This is a genomic window from Paenibacillus eucommiae, assembly GCF_017874215.1.
Classification (GTDB): domain Bacteria; phylum Bacillota; class Bacilli; order Paenibacillales; family NBRC-103111; genus Paenibacillus_AI; species Paenibacillus_AI eucommiae.
The window spans coordinates 75,920-96,968 of sequence record NZ_JAGGLB010000025.1 but is presented as its reverse complement, the minus strand read 5'-3'; the positions used below and the strand labels follow the sequence as shown (position 1 = coordinate 96,968).

Here is a 21,049-nt window from a genome sequence, read left to right as displayed (position 1 = left end):
ATCTTCAAATTAGCTGATGATACAAAAAAATGATACACTTCTCTGGAAGACATAATTTTCATTGTAAGGAGTGAATAATGTGGAAGTTTTTGCAGAATTTTTAGCGCGTATTGATAACCCGCAACATCGGGAACGAACGGAAGAAGTATTCGCTTGGGTAACTAAGAAATTCCCAAATTTAATACCAAAAATTGCGTGGAATCAGCCTATGTTTACCGATCACGACACATTTATTATTGGCTTTAGCGCAGCCAAACATCATTTGGCTGTTGCCCCTGAAAAGGCAGGGATTAATCGTTTCTCTGATGAAATTGTGCAGGCTGGCTATGATCACACCAAAGAGCTGGTACGTATCCGGTGGGATGGTCCGGTTGATTTCTCATTACTCGAGAAAATGATCGAGTTTAATATTTTGGATAAAGCAGACTGTTCAACTTTTTGGCGGAAATAGAAAAAAATAAGAGTGCATAAGAAAATCCCCTTAGAAAAGGGGATTTTTGTTTCTTCCTTTGGAATGTAATAATGCCGAATGAGACTAAGAATGTATACCGATTTCCGAAGTATGCTAATAATTCTAAATTCAGAAAATTTTACGTAGAAATGGGATTTTACGGATGATATAAGCAGCTAGAAAGCAAGTCATAGTTACAATTATCGAAACTATAAAAAATTTAAGAAGTGAGGGTATTTTACTATATTGAAAAAAGAAGGTAATATACACAGTGAAGAAAGCATGGATAAAATAAACAGCATAAGCATGATCCGCCATAAAGCGGGTTAGTCTGTTCGACTTGTTATATTTGGAACGAAAAGTACTTAGTAACCACAAACTTATTCCTATGCATACAAAGGGCTCCCAAAATGAATATACAAGTGACTGCCAATGCCATCCCCCAAAAAAAAGTTGCATCTGTCCGTCAAATGCTCCACCAATGTACAAGAGAATGGGAAAAAACAAAATACAAACAACACTAATTCGAAACCATTTTTTAATCTGGCTTTCATTTAGAAATGAGAGCCAACCAGATCTATAAGCAATGGTTCCAGATATAAAATAGCCGATATATGGAACAAAATGACCTAATCTCAGAAATAGAAATTGATTTTCAATGGGACTCCAAATTCGAATAATGAAATTAAGAAAAGATAATGTTATGACAAAAAGGAGAATGATATTATCCTTTGGAAAACGGTGATGAATGGGTATTATTTGCGCTTGCATTAAACATCTGATCAGTGCATAACAAAGGCTAAATATGAGCAGTGCCTCCAAAAACCACATTGGGCCAGGTGCAGCATGTTTAATAAAACCAATGGGATCACGGGATATTTCATCTATGATATATTCTATAAATGATTTACTTGTTCCAATATGATAAACGTATCTTATTACCGGATTCACTAGAAATACAAACAATAAAAGCGGGATGCCCAGGCGCAAGAATCGATCTTTAAGAAATGAAATGGAACCTTTACGATCATACGATATGGGCGTGAAAAAGCCGGCAATTCCAAAAAATAAAGACATAAAAAAAGCTTGATTCACAAGAACAAAATAAGTTAAGATCCCTTTTGTCAGCATATCGTCGGACAGATCGTAAAAATACCAACCTATATTAAATCCATATGTAATCGCCAAATGGAATGCAACAACCATCAAAGTGAGAAAGACGCGAAGATTATCCAGATAAATCAAACGATTTTGAACCATTGTTAACACCTCACTAATTCGCAGATCAATTGCAACACGATACAGTAAATTTTTTGGCAATGCAATTAGTTCTCTAGAACTCACAAAAAAGGAGTAAGTTATGAATAAAATGACCTGGTTAATTGCGTTTTTTATCTCCTCAACATTAGTAGGAATTTTATTTTTATTGGAAGGAAATGTAGGAATTAATTTAGCTGATGAAGGGTATCTCTGGTATGGTGCAATTCAAACAGCAATGGGTGATGTACCCTTTTTGGATTTTCAATCCTATGATCCAGGTAGATATTATTGGGTTGCATTATGGTTTCATATATTTGGAGACACTAGTATTCTAGCATTGAGAGCAGCACTTGCGATATTTCAAATTATAGGTCTTACATTTGGTTTAATGGTTATAAGGAAAATGACTAAGTCATGGCTTTTTATCATATTCGCTGGAGTTATTATGGTCCTATGGATGTATCCAAGACATAAGTTATTCGAGCCAAGTATTTCAATGATTGGGATTTATATGATTATGTTCTTATTAGAAAAACAATCATGGTCACGTTACTTATTAGGTGGCTTATTCGTCGGGATTGCGGCTTTCCTAGGAGTAAACCATGGATTATACATGGTAATATCCTTTAGTATAGCTATATTCTATATTTGGTTGAAGATAGATAAAGATAAAACTTTCAAAAAAATACTACTATGGGGAAGTGGAGTTGTAATAGGATACTCCCCAATGCTGCTAATATATCTCACTGTACCTGGTTATTTTGTGAATTTCATGAATGCAGTTAAGGAGCTGCTATTTTCCGGAAAAACAAATCTCCATTTACCAGTGCCGTGGCCATGGAAGATAGATTTTACGCTTTTAAATTTTATCGAAATGATGGGTCAACTATCAATAGGAATCTTTTTTCTCCTTGTACCGATTTTTGCTGTTGGAATCGGTTTATATGCATGTATCTCTAAAAAAATGATTAATCCTGCAATAGCTGCAGCTTCATTCGTAGGGTTGTCTTATACCCACTATGCGTTCGATCGAGCTGATCTTGGGCACCTGGCACAAGCAATAGAACCATTAATAATAGTAATTTGTTTACTTTCACTAAAGTTGACTGGCAGCAAACGTTATTTAAAATCAGCAATCATTCTATCTGTGTTATTACTTTTCACGCTCATTTCGGTCGGAAGAATGCATCCATACTTTCAAAAAATAACCTCAAAAGATAATAAATATATAACTTATAAAGTTAGTAACATTGATTTATCGATAGATGTGCATACGGCTAGCTTAATCGATCGAGTTAAGGAAATTAAAAATACTTATGTTCTAGAAGGAGAAAATTTATTTATTGCTCCACATTGGCCAACGATGTATCCGATATTAGGTTTAAAATCACCGTTATGGGACATTTATATGCTATTCCCGGAAACAGCCTATAAACAATTAAAAATGATTGAAGAACTAAAGAGGCAGAATGTTGCATGGGTCATATTGGGTGATATTTCTCTTGATGGAAGAGATGATCTCCGTTTTCAGAATACTCATCCACTTATCTGGGAATATTTCGAAAATAGCTTTGAAGTAATTATGGTTGAAGGACTTCCTTCAAATTACAAGCTGCTGCATATAATAAGTGAATGATTAATTAGTGATAAAAAAAGAGGCAACAAGCAATACCAATATGTACATACAGGTAACTGCCCCAACTAGTATAAGTAAAAATGATGAAAATAGTATTGCTCGATTTTTTCTTGTCGTGACATAGTCCAGGCCGTTAAACCAAAACTTTAGCAGCTTCAATAATGTGTAATTGGATTTTCCGGTTTTCCTTTCTCTATGTGCTGTTGGTGTGTTTACAATATTATTTGTTATTTGAAGTATCAGTCCTTGTATATTAGGATTGGAAGTAGCCTTCTTAAGGATCTCTTCTGCAATAGACTTTTTCATCACTAAAAAACTACTAAAATATATCTTTTTAGGTGATATTAAAAACCAATTTACGATGATAGTATTGACCTCTGAAAGGAGCTTCCGGAATGATGTTTGATTATACTTCACTCTTTGAGCAATTACGACATCATAACCCCCATCCATCTTGACGATCAGCTTAATCAGCTCCTCGGGAGGTGTTTGCATATCATCATCCATCAAAGCAATATAGTCTCCTTGAGCTAGGCTTAGTCCTTTTAAAATTGCAGCCTGCTGACCACAATTTTTCATCAGATCCAGATGTTTAATATTGGAATATTGGGCCGCTAATAAAGAGCATACTTCATTACTGCGGTCTATACTTCCATCATTAACTAAGATAACTTCCATCTTATAAGAAGCGGCATAATGTTCAAGTAGACTTTTTACGACAATTCCAATTGAGTCTTGGGAGTTATAGACAGGAATAACGACCGAAAGTTGAGTGCGCATCATGATCAAACATCCTGTTTGGGAAAATTTGCTTTTCTTAAAATATAATGGACGTCTCTGCATTCAAAGCCGACGTTAATATTAACCCGTAATGCTTCTAAATTATTGGAGGACACTCTAGTCATGACTTTAGAATAACCTGCTTCTTTCGCATATTTAAAGGCGGATTCTAATACAACTAGCCCTAGTCCGCTGTTTCGATATTTTTTATATACGGAAGCTAAAACTCCGTAACACGTAGTACTATTCTTTTCAATTACGTAAAAAAAACCAACATCCCGAGATTTCACTTCTACCTCGTATATGGCGGATGTATCGCTAAGGAGAGCATCACTAAGCCAATTTAGATATCGTTTATGTGCTATTTTCGTTCCAAATAGAGGGTCTAACGATATTCTGTCAGTGATGAATAAGTCTTCCTCTATTTTAGATAAAAACATACTCAGTTGATCAAACGTATCTACTTTTTTGTACTGAGATTGCTCGGACGTTTTTTTTACAAAGCTTGAGGGCTCTTTTGTCTTGTTCAGGTTATATAACAATTCGAATTGCGTTTCCATAAATCGAAATCCGTTATCTTCAAGAGCATGAATAAGATCCATTTTTTCTTTTGGCACTTTGGCGATAAGATAATCATACGTTTCAAATTCACTAGCTAAAATATTTAAGGAATCCGTCGTATCGTTTTCATCAAAATTGATCTCTAACACAGTTTTACCGAGGTTCCTCATTTCCCAGAAAGCATCGACTTTTTTCATGTTGACCCCTATCATATTATGTAGTTTATCGGATTTTCTGAGCACCTTGGATAACATCAGATTCTATTCATTATAACTTATTAATAGGTGTAGCGAGTACTTTCATGTAAGTCTCTTGTATCAATTGAATGATGTATGCTTGTTCTGAAGCGCTTAGTGAATAATACATGGGTAACCTTAATAAAGTATGACTTGCCTGCTCAGTAATAGGTAATCGCTCAGAGGACCATTGTTGTCCCATTTGGGATAGATGCAAAGGAGTGTAGTGTGAAGTTGCTGTAACCCCATTCTCTCTTAAATGGTTTATCATTTCGTTTCGTTCTTCTTCCGAATTCAAGAGAATGTAAAACAGATGATAATTGGGTGTGCAATGTTCCGGGATTATGGGCAGCCTTAACATTCCTTTGTTCTGTAAATGTTCTAAGCCGCTATAGTATATTTCAAATATCTTTTTTCTTTTCTCATTGATTTCCTTCCACATCTCTAACTGTCCAAACAAAAATGCAGCTAGCATTTCTGAAAGAAGATAGCTTGATCCGATATCCACCCAAGAATATTTGTCGACCTTTTTTTTCAAAAAGGAGGCTCGATTTGTTCCTTTTTCTCTTATAATTTCTGCTCTATTGATGAATTTATCGTTATTAATAACTAAGGCTCCACCCTCACCACATATATAGTTCTTGGTTTCATGAAAACTAAACGTTCCTAAATCACCTATAGTACCTAAGTATTTGTCCTTATATTTCGCTGTCAATGCTTGAGCAGCATCTTCGATTACATAAAGATCATAGCGATGCGCAATTTCCATAATGGTATCCATCTCACACGGAACACCAGCATAGTGCATAACAAAAATGGCTTTGGTTTTTGAAGTAATTTTTTCTTCGATTTTACTCTCATCAATGTTTAAGGTATCTTCTCTGATATCAATAAAAATGGGTTTGCCACCCTGCAGAATGAAAGCATTGACAGTGGAACTAAATGTATAGGAAGGAACAATAATCTCGTCCCCTAGTGTGATGCGAAGGAGTAAAACCGCCATCTCGAGCGCATGTGTACAAGAGGTAGTCAACAGAACATGATTTGCGTCGAAATTATTTTCAATGAAAGACTTACATTTCTCGGTAAAGGGACCGTCACCACATAGTTTCCCGCTATTAGCGGCCATTAATAGGTAGTCGTTCTCTTTCCCGATGGGTTGAGGATAATTAAATGGAATAATCATCTAGACAGCCTTTCTTTTTATAAAAATCTGATTTCTAAATCGTAAATATTTCAACAAAAATCGACTATATTCGCTCATTGTAACATGCATTGATTAAGACAACAATTAATAGATCATATTTTGATATGTACTTTTTACGATTGTGGAAAGCTCTATAACTTGCCCTACAAAAGAATTGAGGAGGCAATACTGTGGAAGATCATTCGCAAACTTGCATATTAAGTCGAAAAACCTTGAGAAGACTGTCGAAGTATTAAGAGAGCTAAGCGAAGGGAAAGCCAAAAAATGAGGATCAAGAGATCAAAGTTGTTATGTACGTAAGCAAAAGCAACGAGAACTAGATCAACGTGCTCCACGATTATTTTGTATGGGATACGGTAAAGAAGATCGGAAAAGCATTGTCCCTGCTTATCGAGGAGCCAGTGATGACGGCCGGTTATATCAAAGAGGAAATATTTGAGTTGTCGATTTTCGAAAACCTGCGAGAAGCGTGGGATAGCCGTACTGAGGATCTTGACGACTTCATAAGAATTACGAGTCCAGAACAAGCCGTAGATAAGCTGTCGGAACTCGTAAGAATGTCTATGTGGAGTGATCCTGAATGAGTGACTAACCAAATTACACGGTTTGATCTCACAGTTGGAGATCAAACCGCTTTTCAGCTGCAGCCTTCGGTTTTTAATTCAATTGAATCTTACTAGTTAGCCCGCCATCAACTGTTAAACATGAACCGAGGATATAGGTGGCCTTATCACTTGCCAGAAAGACAACAGCATGACCAATCTCCTTAGGCTCAGCAATCCGCCCGATAGGAATCTTCTCCCCCCAGCTTTCGAGAAGCTGCTGTTTCTCTGTTTCACTACACCCGGATAGCTGCTCATCGGTGGATTTATTCCGGGTCCACCCGGGCAATACAGCATTCACCCGAATGCCATAGGAAGCATATTCGGCTGCCATACTGCGTGTCAAAGAAACTACCCCTCCTTTGGCTGCAGAATATACTGTAAAGTTTCTATCCGACATGTTGGCGTGGACAGAGGATATGTGGATGATGCTCCCTTTTTTTCGCTCTATCATAGAAGGCAGTACATGCTTGGACATTAGAAAACAGCCTTTGAGATCCACACTCATCAACTGGTCCCATTCTTCCTCACGGATGTCCAACATGGGTTTGTAGAGATGCGTTCCTACATTATTAACGAGCACATCAATACGGCCCCACTTTTCCAGCGTCTGCTCTACTACCTTAAGCACATCTTGTTCTAATGCCACATTCACATTCACATACAACGCTTCAATTCCCATATGCTGCAAAAAGTCTCGGGTTGCTAACCCATCTTTCTCGTTATAATCAGCAATTACAATATGAGCTTGTTCCGCGGCGAAACTTTCTGCAATGCCTCTTCCAATACCTGCAGCTCCACCTGTAATGATGACAACCTGTTTTTCGTCTGACATGGCAAACCACTCCCTATTATAAAACCATTACCAATCCGCAACCGAGTGGTCATCCGAATGGAATTCTCTCGGCAGGTCGAAATCCCCTGCATATATTTTATCTTGCATAGCCTCTTCATCCAGTTCAATCCCCAGCCCCGGTCCTTCGGGCAGATCAATATAACCGTCCTTGATAACAAATGGTTTCTTTAGATAACCTTCCCCGAGTAAAACAAACTCTTGAGCGAGAAAGTTTGGCACATTGGCGGCCAATTGCAGGCTAGCTGCAAGATTGATCGGTCCCAAAGGATTGTGTGAAGCAAAGGCAGCGTAATAAGTTTCTGCCATTGCGGCAATCTTCTTACCTTCCATAATTCCACCGCAATGGGCCAAATCGGGCTGTATGACAAATGCAGCTTGTTTCTCCAGTACTTCTCTAAATCCCCATTTGGTAAACAGTCTTTCTCCTGTTGCTATGGGTATGCTTGTAGAACGTGCGATTGTAACCATGGTATCCACATTCTCCGGAAGACAAGGCTCTTCAATAAACAAGGGATTAAATTTCTCGATCCCTTTAGCGATTTGGACGGCAAGAGCAGGGCTGATCCGTCCGTGGAAGTCAATGGCGAAATCAACATTGTTGCCTATGGCACTACGAATCGCTTCAACCCGTTCAATTTGTCTAAATAGATAAGACGGCGTTTCCAGGATGTGAGCAATTTCGATGGCTGTCTTCACCATGGTGAAGCCTTCATCCGCTGCTTGCTTGGCAGATTCGTACAGCTCCTGTGTAGTTGCACCATGCACATGCTTATACATTCGGATACGATCCCGGACATGTCCGCCGAGCAGCTGATAGACAGGAACCCCCAGTGACTTTCCGAGGATATCCCACATCGCTTGCTCCAACCCGCTGATTGCACTGCTCAGAATAGGACCTCCGCGATAGAAGGTGCCCCGGTACATCATCTGCCACAAATGCTCTATCCTTCGCGGATCTTGACCAATCAGATGTGGTTCCAGCTCCTTCACTGCCATCTCTACAGTACGTGATCTCCCCTCCACAATGGCCTCACCATATCCGGTTATACCACATTCCGTGGTCATGATAAGAAAGGACAACCGCGGCAATACATGAATGATATTAATTGAGGCAATTTTCAATTCATACACTCCCCTATTTGATTTACAGTAAAATAAGTAAGTAAGCTTACCGCATAATGCAAGTTCAGGAGATTCAGCCTTTCACTCCTGAGCTGGCAATGCTGCTTTTAATTTGCTCTGAGAACAGCATCGTCAGGAAGATGACTGGAACGATGGTGATAATCGATAGCCCCATCATGAAATTAGGCTTGATCATAGCGTTCTTGGATAAATTGTATAAGGCGACATTCAGGGTCCACAGCTTTTGATCCTCGGTTACCATCCAGAACCAGAAGAAGTCGTTCCAGTTGCTTAGGAACAAATTCAAGGCTATTAAGGCGATGATCGGTTTAGACAGCTGCAGGCAAATTCGCGAATAATTGTACCATTCCGATGCTCCGTCAATCCGGGCAGCTTCGAAGATCTCCCCGGGAAGCTGATCAAAGAAACCTTTAAATAATAAAATGTAATAAGGAAACGGGTATAAAAAAGGAAGCAGCATAGCCCAGTAATTGTTATATAGCCCCAAGCTTTTGAACATCATAAACTGCGGAATCAGGATGGAAATAGAAGGCACCATCATCGTAGCCAGAAAAAACAGCATGAGCAAATTAGCTACGCGTTTCTTGAACAATCTTGATAAGCCATAGGCTGTTATTGAACAAATGATTGTTTCCATCACAATGGCCCAGCCGATGACAAGAAACGTATTGCCGATAAAGGTGAAGAAGCTGTATTTCTGAATCGTTTCGTTCTGCGGATACATATATACGGGCAGCTTCACGTAGTATTTGAAATTTTCCAGCATGAGAAAGAAGTTAGTCTTTGAAGTAATCGAAGACACTGCGCCTTCTACGCCATATTTTTCAATTAGAAAGCTTTTAATCTCGTCATCATGCCCAGATGCAGATCCTGAAGGGATTTCCATCTTCAGTCCAGACGGATCATACTTGTAGCACAATTTCTCCGCCGATTTCTTATAACGGTCGTTCTTTAATATGACATTCTTGTTCACATTGCTTGCTTTGAAGATACCGAAATCAAGCTCCAAGCGCATTTGAGCTTTATGAGCCCTGGTATAGAATATGGTTTTGCCATCCATAACTCCATACATTTTCACCTCATAGATAGGGTCCGTATTGCGCTCATAAGGGATGGAATACAAAACCATGGTCGAATCCTTCATCATTTGTTCCAATAACTCTTGGCCTGATTTCCCGGAACCGGAATAATCAAGCGCTACGGAGGTACTTATTGCACTCCTCGGAATAATCGTGGGAATGGAATCATAGATGATGCTGTCATCCTTCAACGAATTGCTGATCATAAACAGAAAAGGAAAGATAATGATAATGGAAAAAACTGCCGTCAACCAGAAGGAAACAAACCGCAAACGTCTTCCGGAATCAAAGTTCATGTTTGTTCGCCTCTATTCTGATTGAGATTTATTCATCCTTACTTGAAAAATAGTAATGATGGCTATCACGATAAACAACAAAACGGATGCTGCATTCGCTCTGCCATAAGAAAGATCCTGCTGAACGGTATTGTATATAAACACACCCATCGAGGTGGATACACCCGCTGGCCCTCCTCCTGTGAATTGGAAAGGTGCATCAAGGAGCTGGAAGGCACCGATGACAGTAATAATCAATTGGATAAAGATTAGAAAACGGATATTAGGCAGAGTAATATACAACATGCGTCTAAATCCCGTGCACCCGTCAATCGACGCTGCTTCATTAATTTCTTTAGCTACTCCCATGATAGCTGCCAAGTACAAGAGAACGGCCACTCCGCCGCCGACAATTCCCGGGAAAATAATGCTGAATTTCGTTAAATCGGCATCATTGAGCCATTGAAGCGGCTGCAATCCAAGGAATTTCAACACGGCATTAGCGAACCCATAATCAGGATGCCAAATCCATTTCCAAAGAATAACGTTTACAGAAAGCGGAACAAGGGCAGGAATCAGAAACAGCGTTGAAAAAAACTTTCTTCCTTTATAAAGTTCGCTTAAAAGTAAAGCCTGGATGATGGGAGGAATAAAAGTGATGATCAGGATCAGTGCTGTAAAAACCAGGGTGTTCATCCAAGCATCCCAATAGGCCTCCTGGTTAAGCAGAAATAAGTAATTTTTCAATCCGATAAACTTGCCAGGTGGATGGATGACATCATATTGGAAGAATGAAACATACATCGCCTGCATCATAGGATAATACCTCAGCCATACCGTGAAAATAATAGCAGGCAGGACAAATAACCAAGGTATTATTTTCCATGAACGCGATCTTGTTTTTCGAATAGTGCCCCATGATGCGTTAACAGTGGGTTCCATAGGATCCTCCATTTGAACAAATTAGGGGTACTCTCGGGAGTCTCCGGTGTACCCCTTTCTATAGGCTGTATAACATATATCCGTGTCAATATGGTTGCACGGTTTTTGGTATCTTACTGTTTATTAAACTCTTCTAAAACTTCCTTGGTAACAATATCCTGTGCTTTTTGCAGCTCTTTCTCCGGATCAGCGTTAGCATCCAAGATGAATTTCTGAATGGCCTGATCCAAATATTTAGTAAAAAAGCCGCGGCCATAATACTCTGGCTTGCTAGTCTTAATCGATTCTGCGAGGAAAGCTTCCATTTCGGGATCCATCGTTACTCCAGCATCGCTGTACTTCACATCAGTGCGATAAAGCGGCACAGGATTTACAGCACCTTTTGAGGCAGCATTTTTCATTAATGCAATCACATATTCTTTCGATGAGTAGAATTTGATAAATTCCCATGAAGCGTCTTGTTTGGCCTTGGAAGAATTCGGGTTGATGATAAAGCCTCCTCCGTAGGAGTTACCTAATCCGCGTTCACCGGAAGGTCCGGCAGGCATTAAGGCAAATCCGATATCCTCCGGCTTGGCTCCGAGGCTGACAGCCCAGCTTAACCAATCACCTGCGAAAGGCATCATAGCAATTTTCCCTGTGGCAAAAGCATTGACCATATCGCCGAATTTCATGGTTACATCGCTTTGTGTTACTTTTTCCTTGCGTAAGGTTCTGTAGAATTCAGCTGCTTTCAGCGCCGCCGGATCCGTGAAGGTTAGTGTAGCAGTCCCGTCCGGGTTTTCTTTGGTTAGATCGCCTCCTGCCTGCCACACATAATACTCAAACCACCAATCGGTAAATTCACCTGTTAACATGCCGTAACCCGCTTGCTGTTTATCCGGTTTGGTTAATTTCTTGGCATAAGCCAACAGTTGGTCCCAATCCTTAGGTGGCTCCGTAAGACCAGCTTCGGCAAACAACTTCTTGTTATAGCCAAGCTGCAGATTGCCCAGGCTGTTAATAATCGTATGCACATTTCCTGATTTGTCGGTAAATTTGTCCTGCTCCGTCTTCGGGAAGTTCGCGTAATCCGGCCAATCCGCAATGTAATCGTTTAATGGAAGAGTAATCCCCGCTTTGATGTATTTCGGCAGCACCGCGTAGGACGCACTCACCAGATCAGGCGCATTACCTGCTGCGACTCCTTGGAAATAATCATTTCCAACATCTCCTTCGTGAACAACCTTATTCAATGTGATATGCGGATTTGCTTCTAGAAACTTGGCTTCCATTTCCGCCGTGAAATCATCTTGTTCTCTGCTGGCTACCCAAAGGGTAAGCTCTGCCGGCTCCTTAGCTTTAACTTGCTCTGTGCCGGCTGGTGTTTCCCCAGCGACTTGTTTGGTTGGAGTCCCTCCATTGTTGTTCTCCGATGCTCCGCAGCCAGCTACAGTAAGCATCACTGCCAATACTAAAATCAGAACGCTCAGACCCCTCATTTTCGTTTCCTCCCAATAAGCTGTATTTGAATCCGTTTTCATAACTTATTTTAAATGGATTCCCCCTCATAAAACAGTAACTAAATTAGACAAAAGGTTCAGATTATTAACATCTTATTCCTCGATACCAGGCAGCGAATCTTTATATTCCCTCGGGCTTAAGCCTACTAAAGCTTTAAAGGTTGAACTGAAATACTTGGCGTTGCTGAAGCCGGTCATTTCTGCAATTTCATAAATTTTTAAATTAACGTCTTTAATCAGTTCCTTGGATTTCTCGATACGCACCCGCGTCAAATAATCGATAAAATTCACACCTGTTTTCTCTTTAAACAGCTTGCTTAAATAGTTCGGGTGTATATACAAGATGTCCGACAGCATCTGCAGATGCATATTCCTAGCATAGTTTTCATGAATATATTGTTTAGCTTTCTCTACAAGCAGTCCGCTGTTTCTCTCTTCCTGACTACCTGAATTCGAGTCGCTGTCATGTCCTTTGATCAGATTGATGAGAAACTTCTCCTTCTTTAACCGAGCATATTCTTCCTCCATATCCGCATCCTTCATTTCCTCGTCCAAAACAAGCTTAATCTTCGCAAAAATCCGCTTTAATTCATCAAAATCTACAGGTTTGGTCAGATAATCATAGGCACCCAATCTTAGGGCCTGCTGGGCATAATGAAACTCCCCGAATCCGCTAAGAATGACGGTTTTGATCCCAGGCTCACACTCATTCAGCTTTCCAACAAGTTCAATGCCATTTATTTCGTACATGATAATGTCTGTCAATACAACATGCGTCTTGTTTGCTTTAATAAACTCCAGTGCCTGCTCGGCCGATTCCACATCACCGCTGACTTGAAATCCAACGCTCCCCCAGTCGATCAGCTTTCTCAAGCCTTCTCTAACCCGATGTTCATCGTCCACTATAAGTAAATTATACATTTGGCGTCACCTCTTCAATCTTAGGTTCTTGACGTAAACAAGGCAGCTTGACGATCACTCTGGTTCCCGAACCAGCTTCACTTTGGATCATCAAACCATATTTTTTGCCAAAATAAAGCTTAAGCCTTGCATTCACATTGTGAAGTCCAATCTGATTGCCTTCGATACGGTCATCCTGCAGTTTTCGGTTCAACTGCTCCAGCATTTCAGGATCAATGCCTTTTCCATTATCACTGACCACAATGAATAATTCATCCAATTCCTTATAAGCTCTAATACTAACTGACTTGTCGCCTGTTTTTCCCGTAAATCCATGTAAAAGTGCATTTTCAACCAAAGGCTGAAGCGTTAATTTAGCTATCAGGCAGCCTGCTGCCTCATCTTCAATATCACATGCCCAGCGGATGCTGTCCCCATGCTTATATTTCATTACCTTCATATAGGCCTCAATATGACGAAACTCTTCCTCCACCTGAACAAGTGTATGATTGGCTTTAGTCCCTAATCTCAGCAAATCAGCAAACGCTTTAATCATCTGACTACCGTGCCCGTCACCATTTTCCTGCAGGGCAACCTCCCACCGTATCATATCGAGTGTATTATAAAGAAAGTGCGGATTGATCTGCATCTGCAGCGCATCAAGCTCTGCCGCCCTTCTTCTGAGCTCTTCGTCTTGTTTAATCAATTCCACCTTGTAGACGCTGCTGATTAAGTGATTGATCCGCTCCATCATGTGGTTGAATTTACGGCCCAATAGCCCGATTTCATCCTCATAAGGATCCTCGTATTTCGTCTCCGTGTTCTTTCCATAGATCATGCCCATGGCTCTCTTCAACTTCATCAGCGGGGTAGAGATGCTTAAGGTCACTCCATACGATATAAGGACGGCGATCCCAATACAAATGATACTAATCTGGATGATGATATTGCGAATCTTATACACGCTCGATAACAAGCTTTCCCTCGGGACCAGGAACGCCAGCTCCCACCCGGTATAAGCCGAATCCTGAAAGACAACAAGATCTCCGCTCTTCTTATCGATAAATCTTCCGTTCTTCTGCTTAAAGATCTCATCGGAAACATCCTTTCGCAAAAAGGGGCCGCTGACATTCTCATTCAAAGATACTTTAGCTCCGGAATCCCCCAACAGCAGCAGGTTCCCGTTATTCACAACATCCTTCGATTCAACGATATTCAGAAAAACATTAACGGAAATATTCATGACGATAACTCCAAGAGTTCCCCCATTTCCATCCGGGATAGCTCTGGCAAGCGTTATATAACTGCCTAAATTCATGCCGCTCATAAGTTGGTTTTCAAAACCATATTCAGCCGACGTATCCAACCATACAGGATAGCCCTTGGCTTCAATCGCCTTGGTATAAGTAGGGGACTTTCTGAAAGCGATGATCTGCTTTACTTTCCCGCCCTTTACTTCTCCATTATAATTAATTTGGGTAAATTCATCGGTATCGCTAATGATTTGAAGATTGGAAAGTAAGCTCCGATTAATGGATGTACGGTATAGAATAGCATTAATCCGTTTTTTTAAATCTTCGTATTTCTCCTTATAATCGGTTGGATTGGATTCTTTGATATGGTTGAGCGTATTACTGTCGACTAACAGCGCGACTAACTCTTCATCTGAATACAATCGATACGAGATATCCTCATATTTTTTCAATACCTCATTAATATTATTGTTAACAGTGCCTATATATTGATAAAGCGAGTTGGATACGGTTGTTTCAAGCTCTTCAGAGGAAATATCAAACAGCACATAGCTGATCACGATATTAGGAACGATTATAACCAGCAAAAAAGAGAGGACGAGCCGCTTGAATATATTCAAGCGGCGGATGGTGTTTATAAGAGCCTGCATAAGCAAGGTGAAGGGATTTCTAGCATTCATCGGATTACCTCTTTTACTATATATACTAGTGCAAATACAGAGTTAAACCAGCATCTCTTTAAACTAACAATAGCATATTCCCTATAGGCGAGGGAACGATATTTCATGTAAAAGAGAGAAACTCCAGCCGGAATACAGCGGAGTTCCTCCCTTGTTACATTTTATTTCGATAGATTTATGATCACTAGGGAGTAAAGGCAATCACTGGATCCCAGTTAGTTAAATCGAACGTTTGCGTCGATTTGCGGTTCAGACGGAAGTAGATCGCATCCCCAGCCGTCACGGATAGCGTCAAATTAACATCATAGCCTGTACTGTTGTTGTAGGCTATGTCCTGATTATAAATGTTCGTAGTATTGTGGATGATCTGGGCATTAACCCCATCCCCACCACCAACGTCATTTTTGGCTACATTGCCTGTTATCGTTATGCTGCCGCTTGCGGGGGCTACCCATTTACGGACTGCATCGGTTGTATTGCCCGGATGCATAACTCCAGCTGAAACCCAGTTATAAGAACCTGCTCCATACCAGCGGCTATTGGCACCATCCCATGTCATATTCGTATACGTGCTGCCATTCCCATACATATAGTACCATTGATTTTGTCCTTGGGTTCCGCTAAATCCGCTGGAAGCTTGATAATTGATTGTAGTGGGGCCGCCTGGGCCTGAACCTGGATCAGGCGTGTGAATGATTTGCGGATTGGTGAAAGTGCTATCATAGAGCTGACTGCCCTTTCTGTTCAGAACGAAATAAATGACATCTCCGGCTGCTACGGTTTGGGATACATATACGTGGTATCCTGTTGTATCGTAAATATCCTGATTCCAAAAGAGCGTACCGTTTTTCTTGATTTTAAAATTGACACCGTCTCCAGTAGCTGCAACAAGCTTTACCCGGTCACTAATCGTAATGGTGCCGTCTGAAGGCGCAACCCACTTGCGCACTGAATCCGCTGTGTTCCCCGGATGCTGGAAATCGCTTCCGACTAAATTGTAGGATCCGGTACCTGACCAGTAGCTATTCACGGAATCCCAAGTCATATTCGTATACGTGCTGCCATTCCAATATTGGTAGCCCCATTGGTTTGCACCCTGAGTACTGCTGAATCCGGTCTCAGCCTGATAAGTCGTTGAACCCGTTGAGTCTGTGGTGAACGAGAATGTGCTGGAACTGGTTGAACCATAAGCATTGGTAGCTATAACCTTCCAATAGTACGTTGTATTGCCTGCCAGATCGTAAGGCAGCGTATACTCGCTTACTTTAAGGTCTTGAACGTTCACTACTGGTGAGCTGAAATCGCTGTTATCGTCCACCAGCAGGTTGTAGGTCACTGCAGTGGTGGAATCAGCCCAATTCAGCGTAGGCTTACTGGAAACCCCAGTACTTGTATTTGCAGGAGACGTTAGACTAAAGCTGCCCGGAGCCGAGGTCCCCGTGTAGCTGATACTTCTTCTGGCCAGGTACGCATCGGTCCAACGATTCCATACGGCAGCGACTGAGCTTGTATAATATACATAAAATTGCCCATCGGTTATAGTCGGATCTTCGCCCATACCTACCAAGGTAGGATAGAAATATTCATTCGAGTTATTGACAATTAAAGTTCTGCCGCTGTTAAAATTTAATCCATCGTCTGATTCAATAATTTTTAGATGGGTGTTTGTAGCCGTTACATTTTCCAGTACACACATGATATATTTGTTAAGGTACGTGTTATAGGAAGCGCTTAGCCAACCCGTTGCAGGATTGCCCGTTTCCAGATAGTCAGACAATCCGCCTATGCCATCCTCCGTCCATGTTCCGCTATAATACTTTTTCCAAGGCACCACGGTATTGGAATTGATAGCTGCATCAACAACATCACTGATTTTGGCTCTGGCCACAGCAATATTATTGTATCCCCCTCCCGCTAGATAATCTCTGAAATACAAGTAGAAATAATCGCCTGCCTTTACATACGTACCCGCTCCAACTTCATACCCCTGTGTCGCTGAAGCGCTGTAAGGCACATTTGGTCTTACGATCTCTCCAAGATCCGTCCAAGTAGCCCCATCATCGGTTGATTTGGACATGGCCAGTAAACTGTAGTACTTCGTATGATCGCCACCCGGCCAAATTTCCACATGATAGAACATTAACAACGTACCGGTAGCCGGATCTTTATACACCGGTCCTCCAGCAGCATAATTATAGCTCGAAGGTATGCCAGATATCGATACGCCTGCACCTACTTTAGATGCAATAGGGTTAGTTAATGTTCCAATCGTTCTTGTAACCTTAGTACTATTCGCCGCATGAAACATATAATTCGAGCCTGATTTAGTAATTCCCATGGCCCCATCAGGCCAGAATTTCAAACCTACGCTTTCCCTGCTTGCCTTGGATACAACCGTCTCCTCACTGCCTGTCGTAAAAGCGGTGGCATGCACAGTTTGGGATAAATGGTATGCAACAGCGACCAACATAACGGAAAACATGATAACTTTCACCATATGCTTAACAATCATGGATCTTCCTCCCGTATATCGATTTAGATTGGATAAGATTTACGAAATACCAGATTTCAACTTTTGCCCATAGTTTCTTTTATCATTCATACCTCCTCCTCTATTTGAAATCGCTTACATTATTATTATAAAAGAAATACATTTTAAAAATAGTATATAAATTAGAGAAATGGTTCGGAATCTTAACTTGTTGTGCTGCAACTATTAATGATGAACAAACGAATACCCGCATAGGCCATCACTATTCCGTATTCATTTGCTGCCTCTATGACTTGATCATCACGTAATGAATTTCCGGCTTGAACCAAGTACCTCACACCACTTTGAGCAGCCCGGTCAATATAATCAGGATCAACCTCTAGGATAAGGTAGGTTCCGTTTTTCTTCTTTTTTAACTGGGTCAATGCTTCATCGTCATATCCTGGTGCGACAATGATATCGGAGACCTCTTTTTTCAGAAAATTGGCTACAGATACATCAACCTTGTCGCTGAAAGCCGCGCAGTCGCCGAATGAGGACATTCGGTCCGCGCCTCTTGCTCTTGCATATGCGGTAGCCAAAGGAGAAAGTTCGAGTCCTTCGACAAGGAGGGAATGGCTGTGGGCTCCAGCCGCTGTTAAAGATTTGTTTCTTTGAATGGTAGAGATGAGGAGGTAGAAACAAATCTTTAAAGGCGGACGCTACCGCTCTTCCTCCCACAGCCATTCCCTCATTCAGCTACAAATCGCACGAATCCTTGGACAAAGGCGTTGGGGATGAAGAACGGCCCCTCGAGCACGCACAACCTCCAGGATCTGCTACTTTAACGACGACTTTAACGATGTTTTTCATCATTAAAAGCGGCAAGTCCTCCCCATATCCTTGCTTTAACGATGGTTTTCATCATTAAATCCCTCTTATCCACCCTGAGAGGGCCATCCGACCTCTTTTAACGATGAAAATCATCATTAACGTGCTGATTGAGCTGGAAACACTTGCTTTAACGATGAAAACCATCGTTAAGTGCAGCTCATGCTCCTTTCGGCGGAAGGCGTGCTTCCTCTAGACATTACTATCACTCTACTCCCACATCCTTTCCCTGATCTCAGCTGCAAATCGCCTAACGTGCCACGTTCAAACCGATAACGGACTGCCAGTAGGGGTTGCTTCTTGAGTGAAAGGGATAGTGACGATAGGTAAAATCTGAGTTTCCTTCTGATCCTTAGAAAATAATGAGTTCAAAATAAAAAAAGTATTCGGATTTAACTCCAAATACTTTGCCCAGGCGTACGGCTCCTATAGTGTGTGCTCCCTCATGGTTTCCCCATGTTCACGCCAGTAACACACAGATCAATTATTGAAAATATCATACCTGATATATCCATTATTTTCAAGTAGAATCAGAAAACAATCTCTTGAAATAATATATCACTCATCCCCTTGAATCTCCTTTAAACAATTTGCCTAAAAAATAATTACATGCTAGTATAATAGATTGGAAAATATGGTTTTACTACTAATACATTTACTATCAAGGTACTCTAACTTAACCACGCCAACTTCGATAATTCTCCCTTCCATGGGATTAAATCTGTTAAGACAATACTCCAGCGTTTTGACCAATAAGTTTTGGTTAAGCATAATGGCTAACGTACAATATCAGGAATATAGTGGAAATAGAAATAACGTTGTAGTTGGTTATCTAAATACCCTCTCGTTTTAAGAAACCAAAAACTCTTCATAACTAATTCGCATCAGTTGATTATCTTTATATACGCCATCAAACAATTCCCGCTCATAGAGTATCTTCACTTTTTTAAAACCACACTTTTCATAACTCTTGATTGCTCTGATATTCCATGTTTGTGGATCGATATAAATATCCTCTGCTTCTCGCTCAGTAAATAAGAACCGAACCATCGATTTTAGCGCCGCGGTTCCAACTCCCTTATTCCAATAATCTGTCTCTCCAATAAATATATCCATCCCGTATTGTGGTCGGCCTTCTTTTACCCCGTATTCCTGAATTTCAACTTCTTGTAACTGGTAAAATTGCAAATAGCCAATTGGTGAATGGTTACATTCAATTATACATGGGGTGACATAATGCTCACCTTTTGCCCGTGGCCCATACTTTTCAATAATTTGTTCATGTGTATATTTGGTACCAGGACCTTCAATGTAACTTAGAACTTCTTTGTCATTAAGCCATTTAAATAACAAGGAGAAGTCTTCATCGGTATACAGCATTTTCCTAATAGATAGCTGACCATCCGAAACTAACACGAGCACCCCGCTCCTCTATCCAAAAATATTTTGCTATCACACACACCTATTTTTGAATGGGTCGTTCAAATATAATTTCGTGCGTTGTAGGCCTTCCATGACCGTTATAATTTTTCGCTAAAATTTGCACTAATCTCCAGCCATCCTTTGCATGCTCATCAATGGTTTCTTCATACGTTGAAGATGAGAACAACCCACCTAATGAAGTTTCTACATATTTGTATTCGTACATGGTTGAATCCTCCTCCTCCTTTTATTCAGAGCCAAATTTATCTGCCAACAGTGATTACCTGCCCATTTTTATCAAGACCACGAAATACAAAGCCCCCTACATCATTAACAGGCAATTCATTATAGGACACGGCAAAGCCATCTTGCACTTCCAATTCGATAAATATCGAAGAGTTATTTTTTATTTCATCTAGCTGTTCAGAAATTTCATTGTCTATATTGTCATTACTGATGATAACTTTTTCTATGTTCGCGTTTTTCACTTCTACTGCAAAAGTCGTTTCATATAATTTTTTTGAATTTAATGATGCTGACCATGTTCTGTTTATAGCATCGCCGGGCTCTCTAGAAAGTAATACAGAAACATTTCTTACCTGGTGTAATACTCCCCATTTTGTATGAATGACTTTGGCGTATTTGGTATTAGCCGTATCCCATATGATAATTTTGTTACTACCGAAATCCTTTTGGTAAACCACTTTGCCATCCTGATATGGAAGTGAGTTTCTAAGAGCCTTATTCTCATTAAATGAGTACCCAGATTCAGCCATAAAAAAATAAGATAATAACCACAGAAATACCAGCAGCAAAATAATACGTATCGGTTTTCTTTTCACCGTGTCTCCTCAGCTTTAATGTTATATGATTGACCATCTATTTGGACCTTATATTTTGATC

General features: G+C 40.5%; 19 protein-coding genes and 1 riboswitch. Of the genes, 3 read left to right on the top strand and 16 right to left on the bottom strand.

Annotated elements, in window-relative coordinates:
• Nucleotides 1-79 precede the first annotated feature (79 nt).
• On the top strand, nt 80-451 hold the full coding sequence (locus J2Z66_RS29175; RefSeq protein ID WP_209976273.1) for an iron chaperone: 372 nt from the start codon (nt 80-82) through the stop codon (nt 449-451).
• Nucleotides 452-580: 129 nt separating this feature from the next.
• Here the strand turns inward: J2Z66_RS29175 and J2Z66_RS29170 are convergent, their stop codons facing one another.
• Nucleotides 581-1,711, bottom strand: coding sequence for an acyltransferase family protein (locus J2Z66_RS29170; protein WP_209976271.1), 1,131 nt, complete (start codon nt 1,709-1,711; stop codon nt 581-583).
• 100 nt (nt 1,712-1,811) lie between these two features.
• Between J2Z66_RS29170 and J2Z66_RS29165 the strand changes: the two genes are divergently transcribed.
• The gene (locus J2Z66_RS29165) at nt 1,812-3,347 is read left to right on the top strand and encodes a glycosyltransferase family protein (RefSeq protein WP_209976270.1); all 1,536 of its coding nucleotides are present in this window, start codon (nt 1,812-1,814) and stop codon (nt 3,345-3,347) included.
• Here the strand turns inward: J2Z66_RS29165 and J2Z66_RS29160 are convergent, their stop codons facing one another.
• The 3 genes from J2Z66_RS29160 to rffA all read right to left on the bottom strand — a co-directional run bounded on the left by J2Z66_RS29160 (nt 3,348) and on the right by rffA (nt 6,110).
• A complete protein-coding gene (locus tag J2Z66_RS29160; RefSeq protein WP_209976269.1) occupies nt 3,348-4,130 on the bottom strand; it encodes a glycosyltransferase family 2 protein in 783 nt (260 codons plus the stop codon). It lies immediately after the preceding gene.
• A gap of 2 nt (nt 4,131-4,132) precedes the next feature.
• Entirely contained in the window at nt 4,133-4,885 is a 753-nt protein-coding gene (locus tag J2Z66_RS29155) for a GNAT family N-acetyltransferase (protein WP_209976268.1), read from the bottom strand.
• Between the two features lie 70 nt (nt 4,886-4,955).
• Nucleotides 4,956-6,110: a dTDP-4-amino-4,6-dideoxygalactose transaminase gene (gene rffA, locus J2Z66_RS29150; protein ID WP_245375925.1), complete on the bottom strand. Its 1,155-nt coding sequence runs from the start codon at nt 6,108-6,110 to the stop codon at nt 4,956-4,958.
• Nucleotides 6,111-6,457: 347 nt separating this feature from the next.
• On the opposite strand from rffA, the gene J2Z66_RS43050 reads away from it, so the two are divergent.
• Nucleotides 6,458-6,715, top strand: coding sequence for a hypothetical protein (locus J2Z66_RS43050; protein ID WP_245375924.1), 258 nt, complete (start codon nt 6,458-6,460; stop codon nt 6,713-6,715).
• Nucleotides 6,716-6,788: 73 nt separating this feature from the next.
• Here the strand turns inward: J2Z66_RS43050 and J2Z66_RS29140 are convergent, their stop codons facing one another.
• From J2Z66_RS29140 to J2Z66_RS29085, 12 genes are all read right to left on the bottom strand, one after another.
• Nucleotides 6,789-7,568 carry an SDR family NAD(P)-dependent oxidoreductase gene (locus tag J2Z66_RS29140; RefSeq protein ID WP_209976266.1) on the bottom strand — a complete coding sequence of 260 codons (780 nt, stop codon included), beginning with the start codon at nt 7,566-7,568 and terminating at the stop codon, nt 6,789-6,791.
• Nucleotides 7,569-7,595: 27 nt separating this feature from the next.
• Nucleotides 7,596-8,720, bottom strand: coding sequence for a galactonate dehydratase (gene dgoD, locus J2Z66_RS29135; RefSeq protein ID WP_312894822.1), 1,125 nt, complete (start codon nt 8,718-8,720; stop codon nt 7,596-7,598).
• A gap of 64 nt (nt 8,721-8,784) precedes the next feature.
• Nucleotides 8,785-10,107 carry a carbohydrate ABC transporter permease gene (locus J2Z66_RS29130; protein WP_209976262.1) on the bottom strand — a complete coding sequence of 441 codons (1,323 nt, stop codon included), beginning with the start codon at nt 10,105-10,107 and terminating at the stop codon, nt 8,785-8,787.
• Between the two features lie 12 nt (nt 10,108-10,119).
• Complete coding sequence (locus tag J2Z66_RS29125) at nt 10,120-11,028, bottom strand: carbohydrate ABC transporter permease (RefSeq protein ID WP_209976261.1); 909 nt, start codon at nt 11,026-11,028, stop codon at nt 10,120-10,122.
• Between the two features lie 113 nt (nt 11,029-11,141).
• Nucleotides 11,142-12,509, bottom strand: coding sequence for an extracellular solute-binding protein (locus tag J2Z66_RS29120; RefSeq protein ID WP_209976260.1), 1,368 nt, complete (start codon nt 12,507-12,509; stop codon nt 11,142-11,144).
• Between the two features lie 114 nt (nt 12,510-12,623).
• Nucleotides 12,624-13,451 (bottom strand): response regulator transcription factor, encoded by an 828-nt coding sequence (locus J2Z66_RS29115; RefSeq protein WP_209976259.1) that lies wholly within the window; start codon nt 13,449-13,451, stop codon nt 12,624-12,626.
• On the bottom strand, nt 13,444-15,363 hold the full coding sequence (locus J2Z66_RS29110; protein ID WP_209976257.1) for a cache domain-containing sensor histidine kinase: 1,920 nt from the start codon (nt 15,361-15,363) through the stop codon (nt 13,444-13,446). Before J2Z66_RS29110 ends, J2Z66_RS29115 begins: the two co-directional genes overlap by 8 nt.
• 184 nt (nt 15,364-15,547) lie before the next feature.
• Nucleotides 15,548-17,875, bottom strand: coding sequence for a glycoside hydrolase family 183 protein (locus J2Z66_RS29105; RefSeq protein WP_209976256.1), 2,328 nt, complete (start codon nt 17,873-17,875; stop codon nt 15,548-15,550).
• A gap of 182 nt (nt 17,876-18,057) precedes the next feature.
• Nucleotides 18,058-18,435, bottom strand: a complete 378-nt coding sequence (locus J2Z66_RS29100) for a hypothetical protein (RefSeq protein WP_281068900.1) — start codon at nt 18,433-18,435, stop codon at nt 18,058-18,060.
• 691 nt (nt 18,436-19,126) lie between these two features.
• Nucleotides 19,127-19,207: riboswitch (ZMP/ZTP riboswitch) on the bottom strand.
• A gap of 366 nt (nt 19,208-19,573) precedes the next feature.
• A complete protein-coding gene (locus tag J2Z66_RS29095; protein WP_209976254.1) occupies nt 19,574-20,140 on the bottom strand; it encodes a GNAT family N-acetyltransferase in 567 nt (188 codons plus the stop codon).
• 46 nt (nt 20,141-20,186) lie between these two features.
• Nucleotides 20,187-20,372, bottom strand: coding sequence for a DUF4177 domain-containing protein (locus J2Z66_RS29090; protein WP_209976253.1), 186 nt, complete (start codon nt 20,370-20,372; stop codon nt 20,187-20,189).
• A gap of 37 nt (nt 20,373-20,409) precedes the next feature.
• Nucleotides 20,410-20,988 carry a hypothetical protein gene (locus J2Z66_RS29085; protein ID WP_209976252.1) on the bottom strand — a complete coding sequence of 193 codons (579 nt, stop codon included), beginning with the start codon at nt 20,986-20,988 and terminating at the stop codon, nt 20,410-20,412.
• Nucleotides 20,989-21,049: the final 61 nt, after the last annotated feature.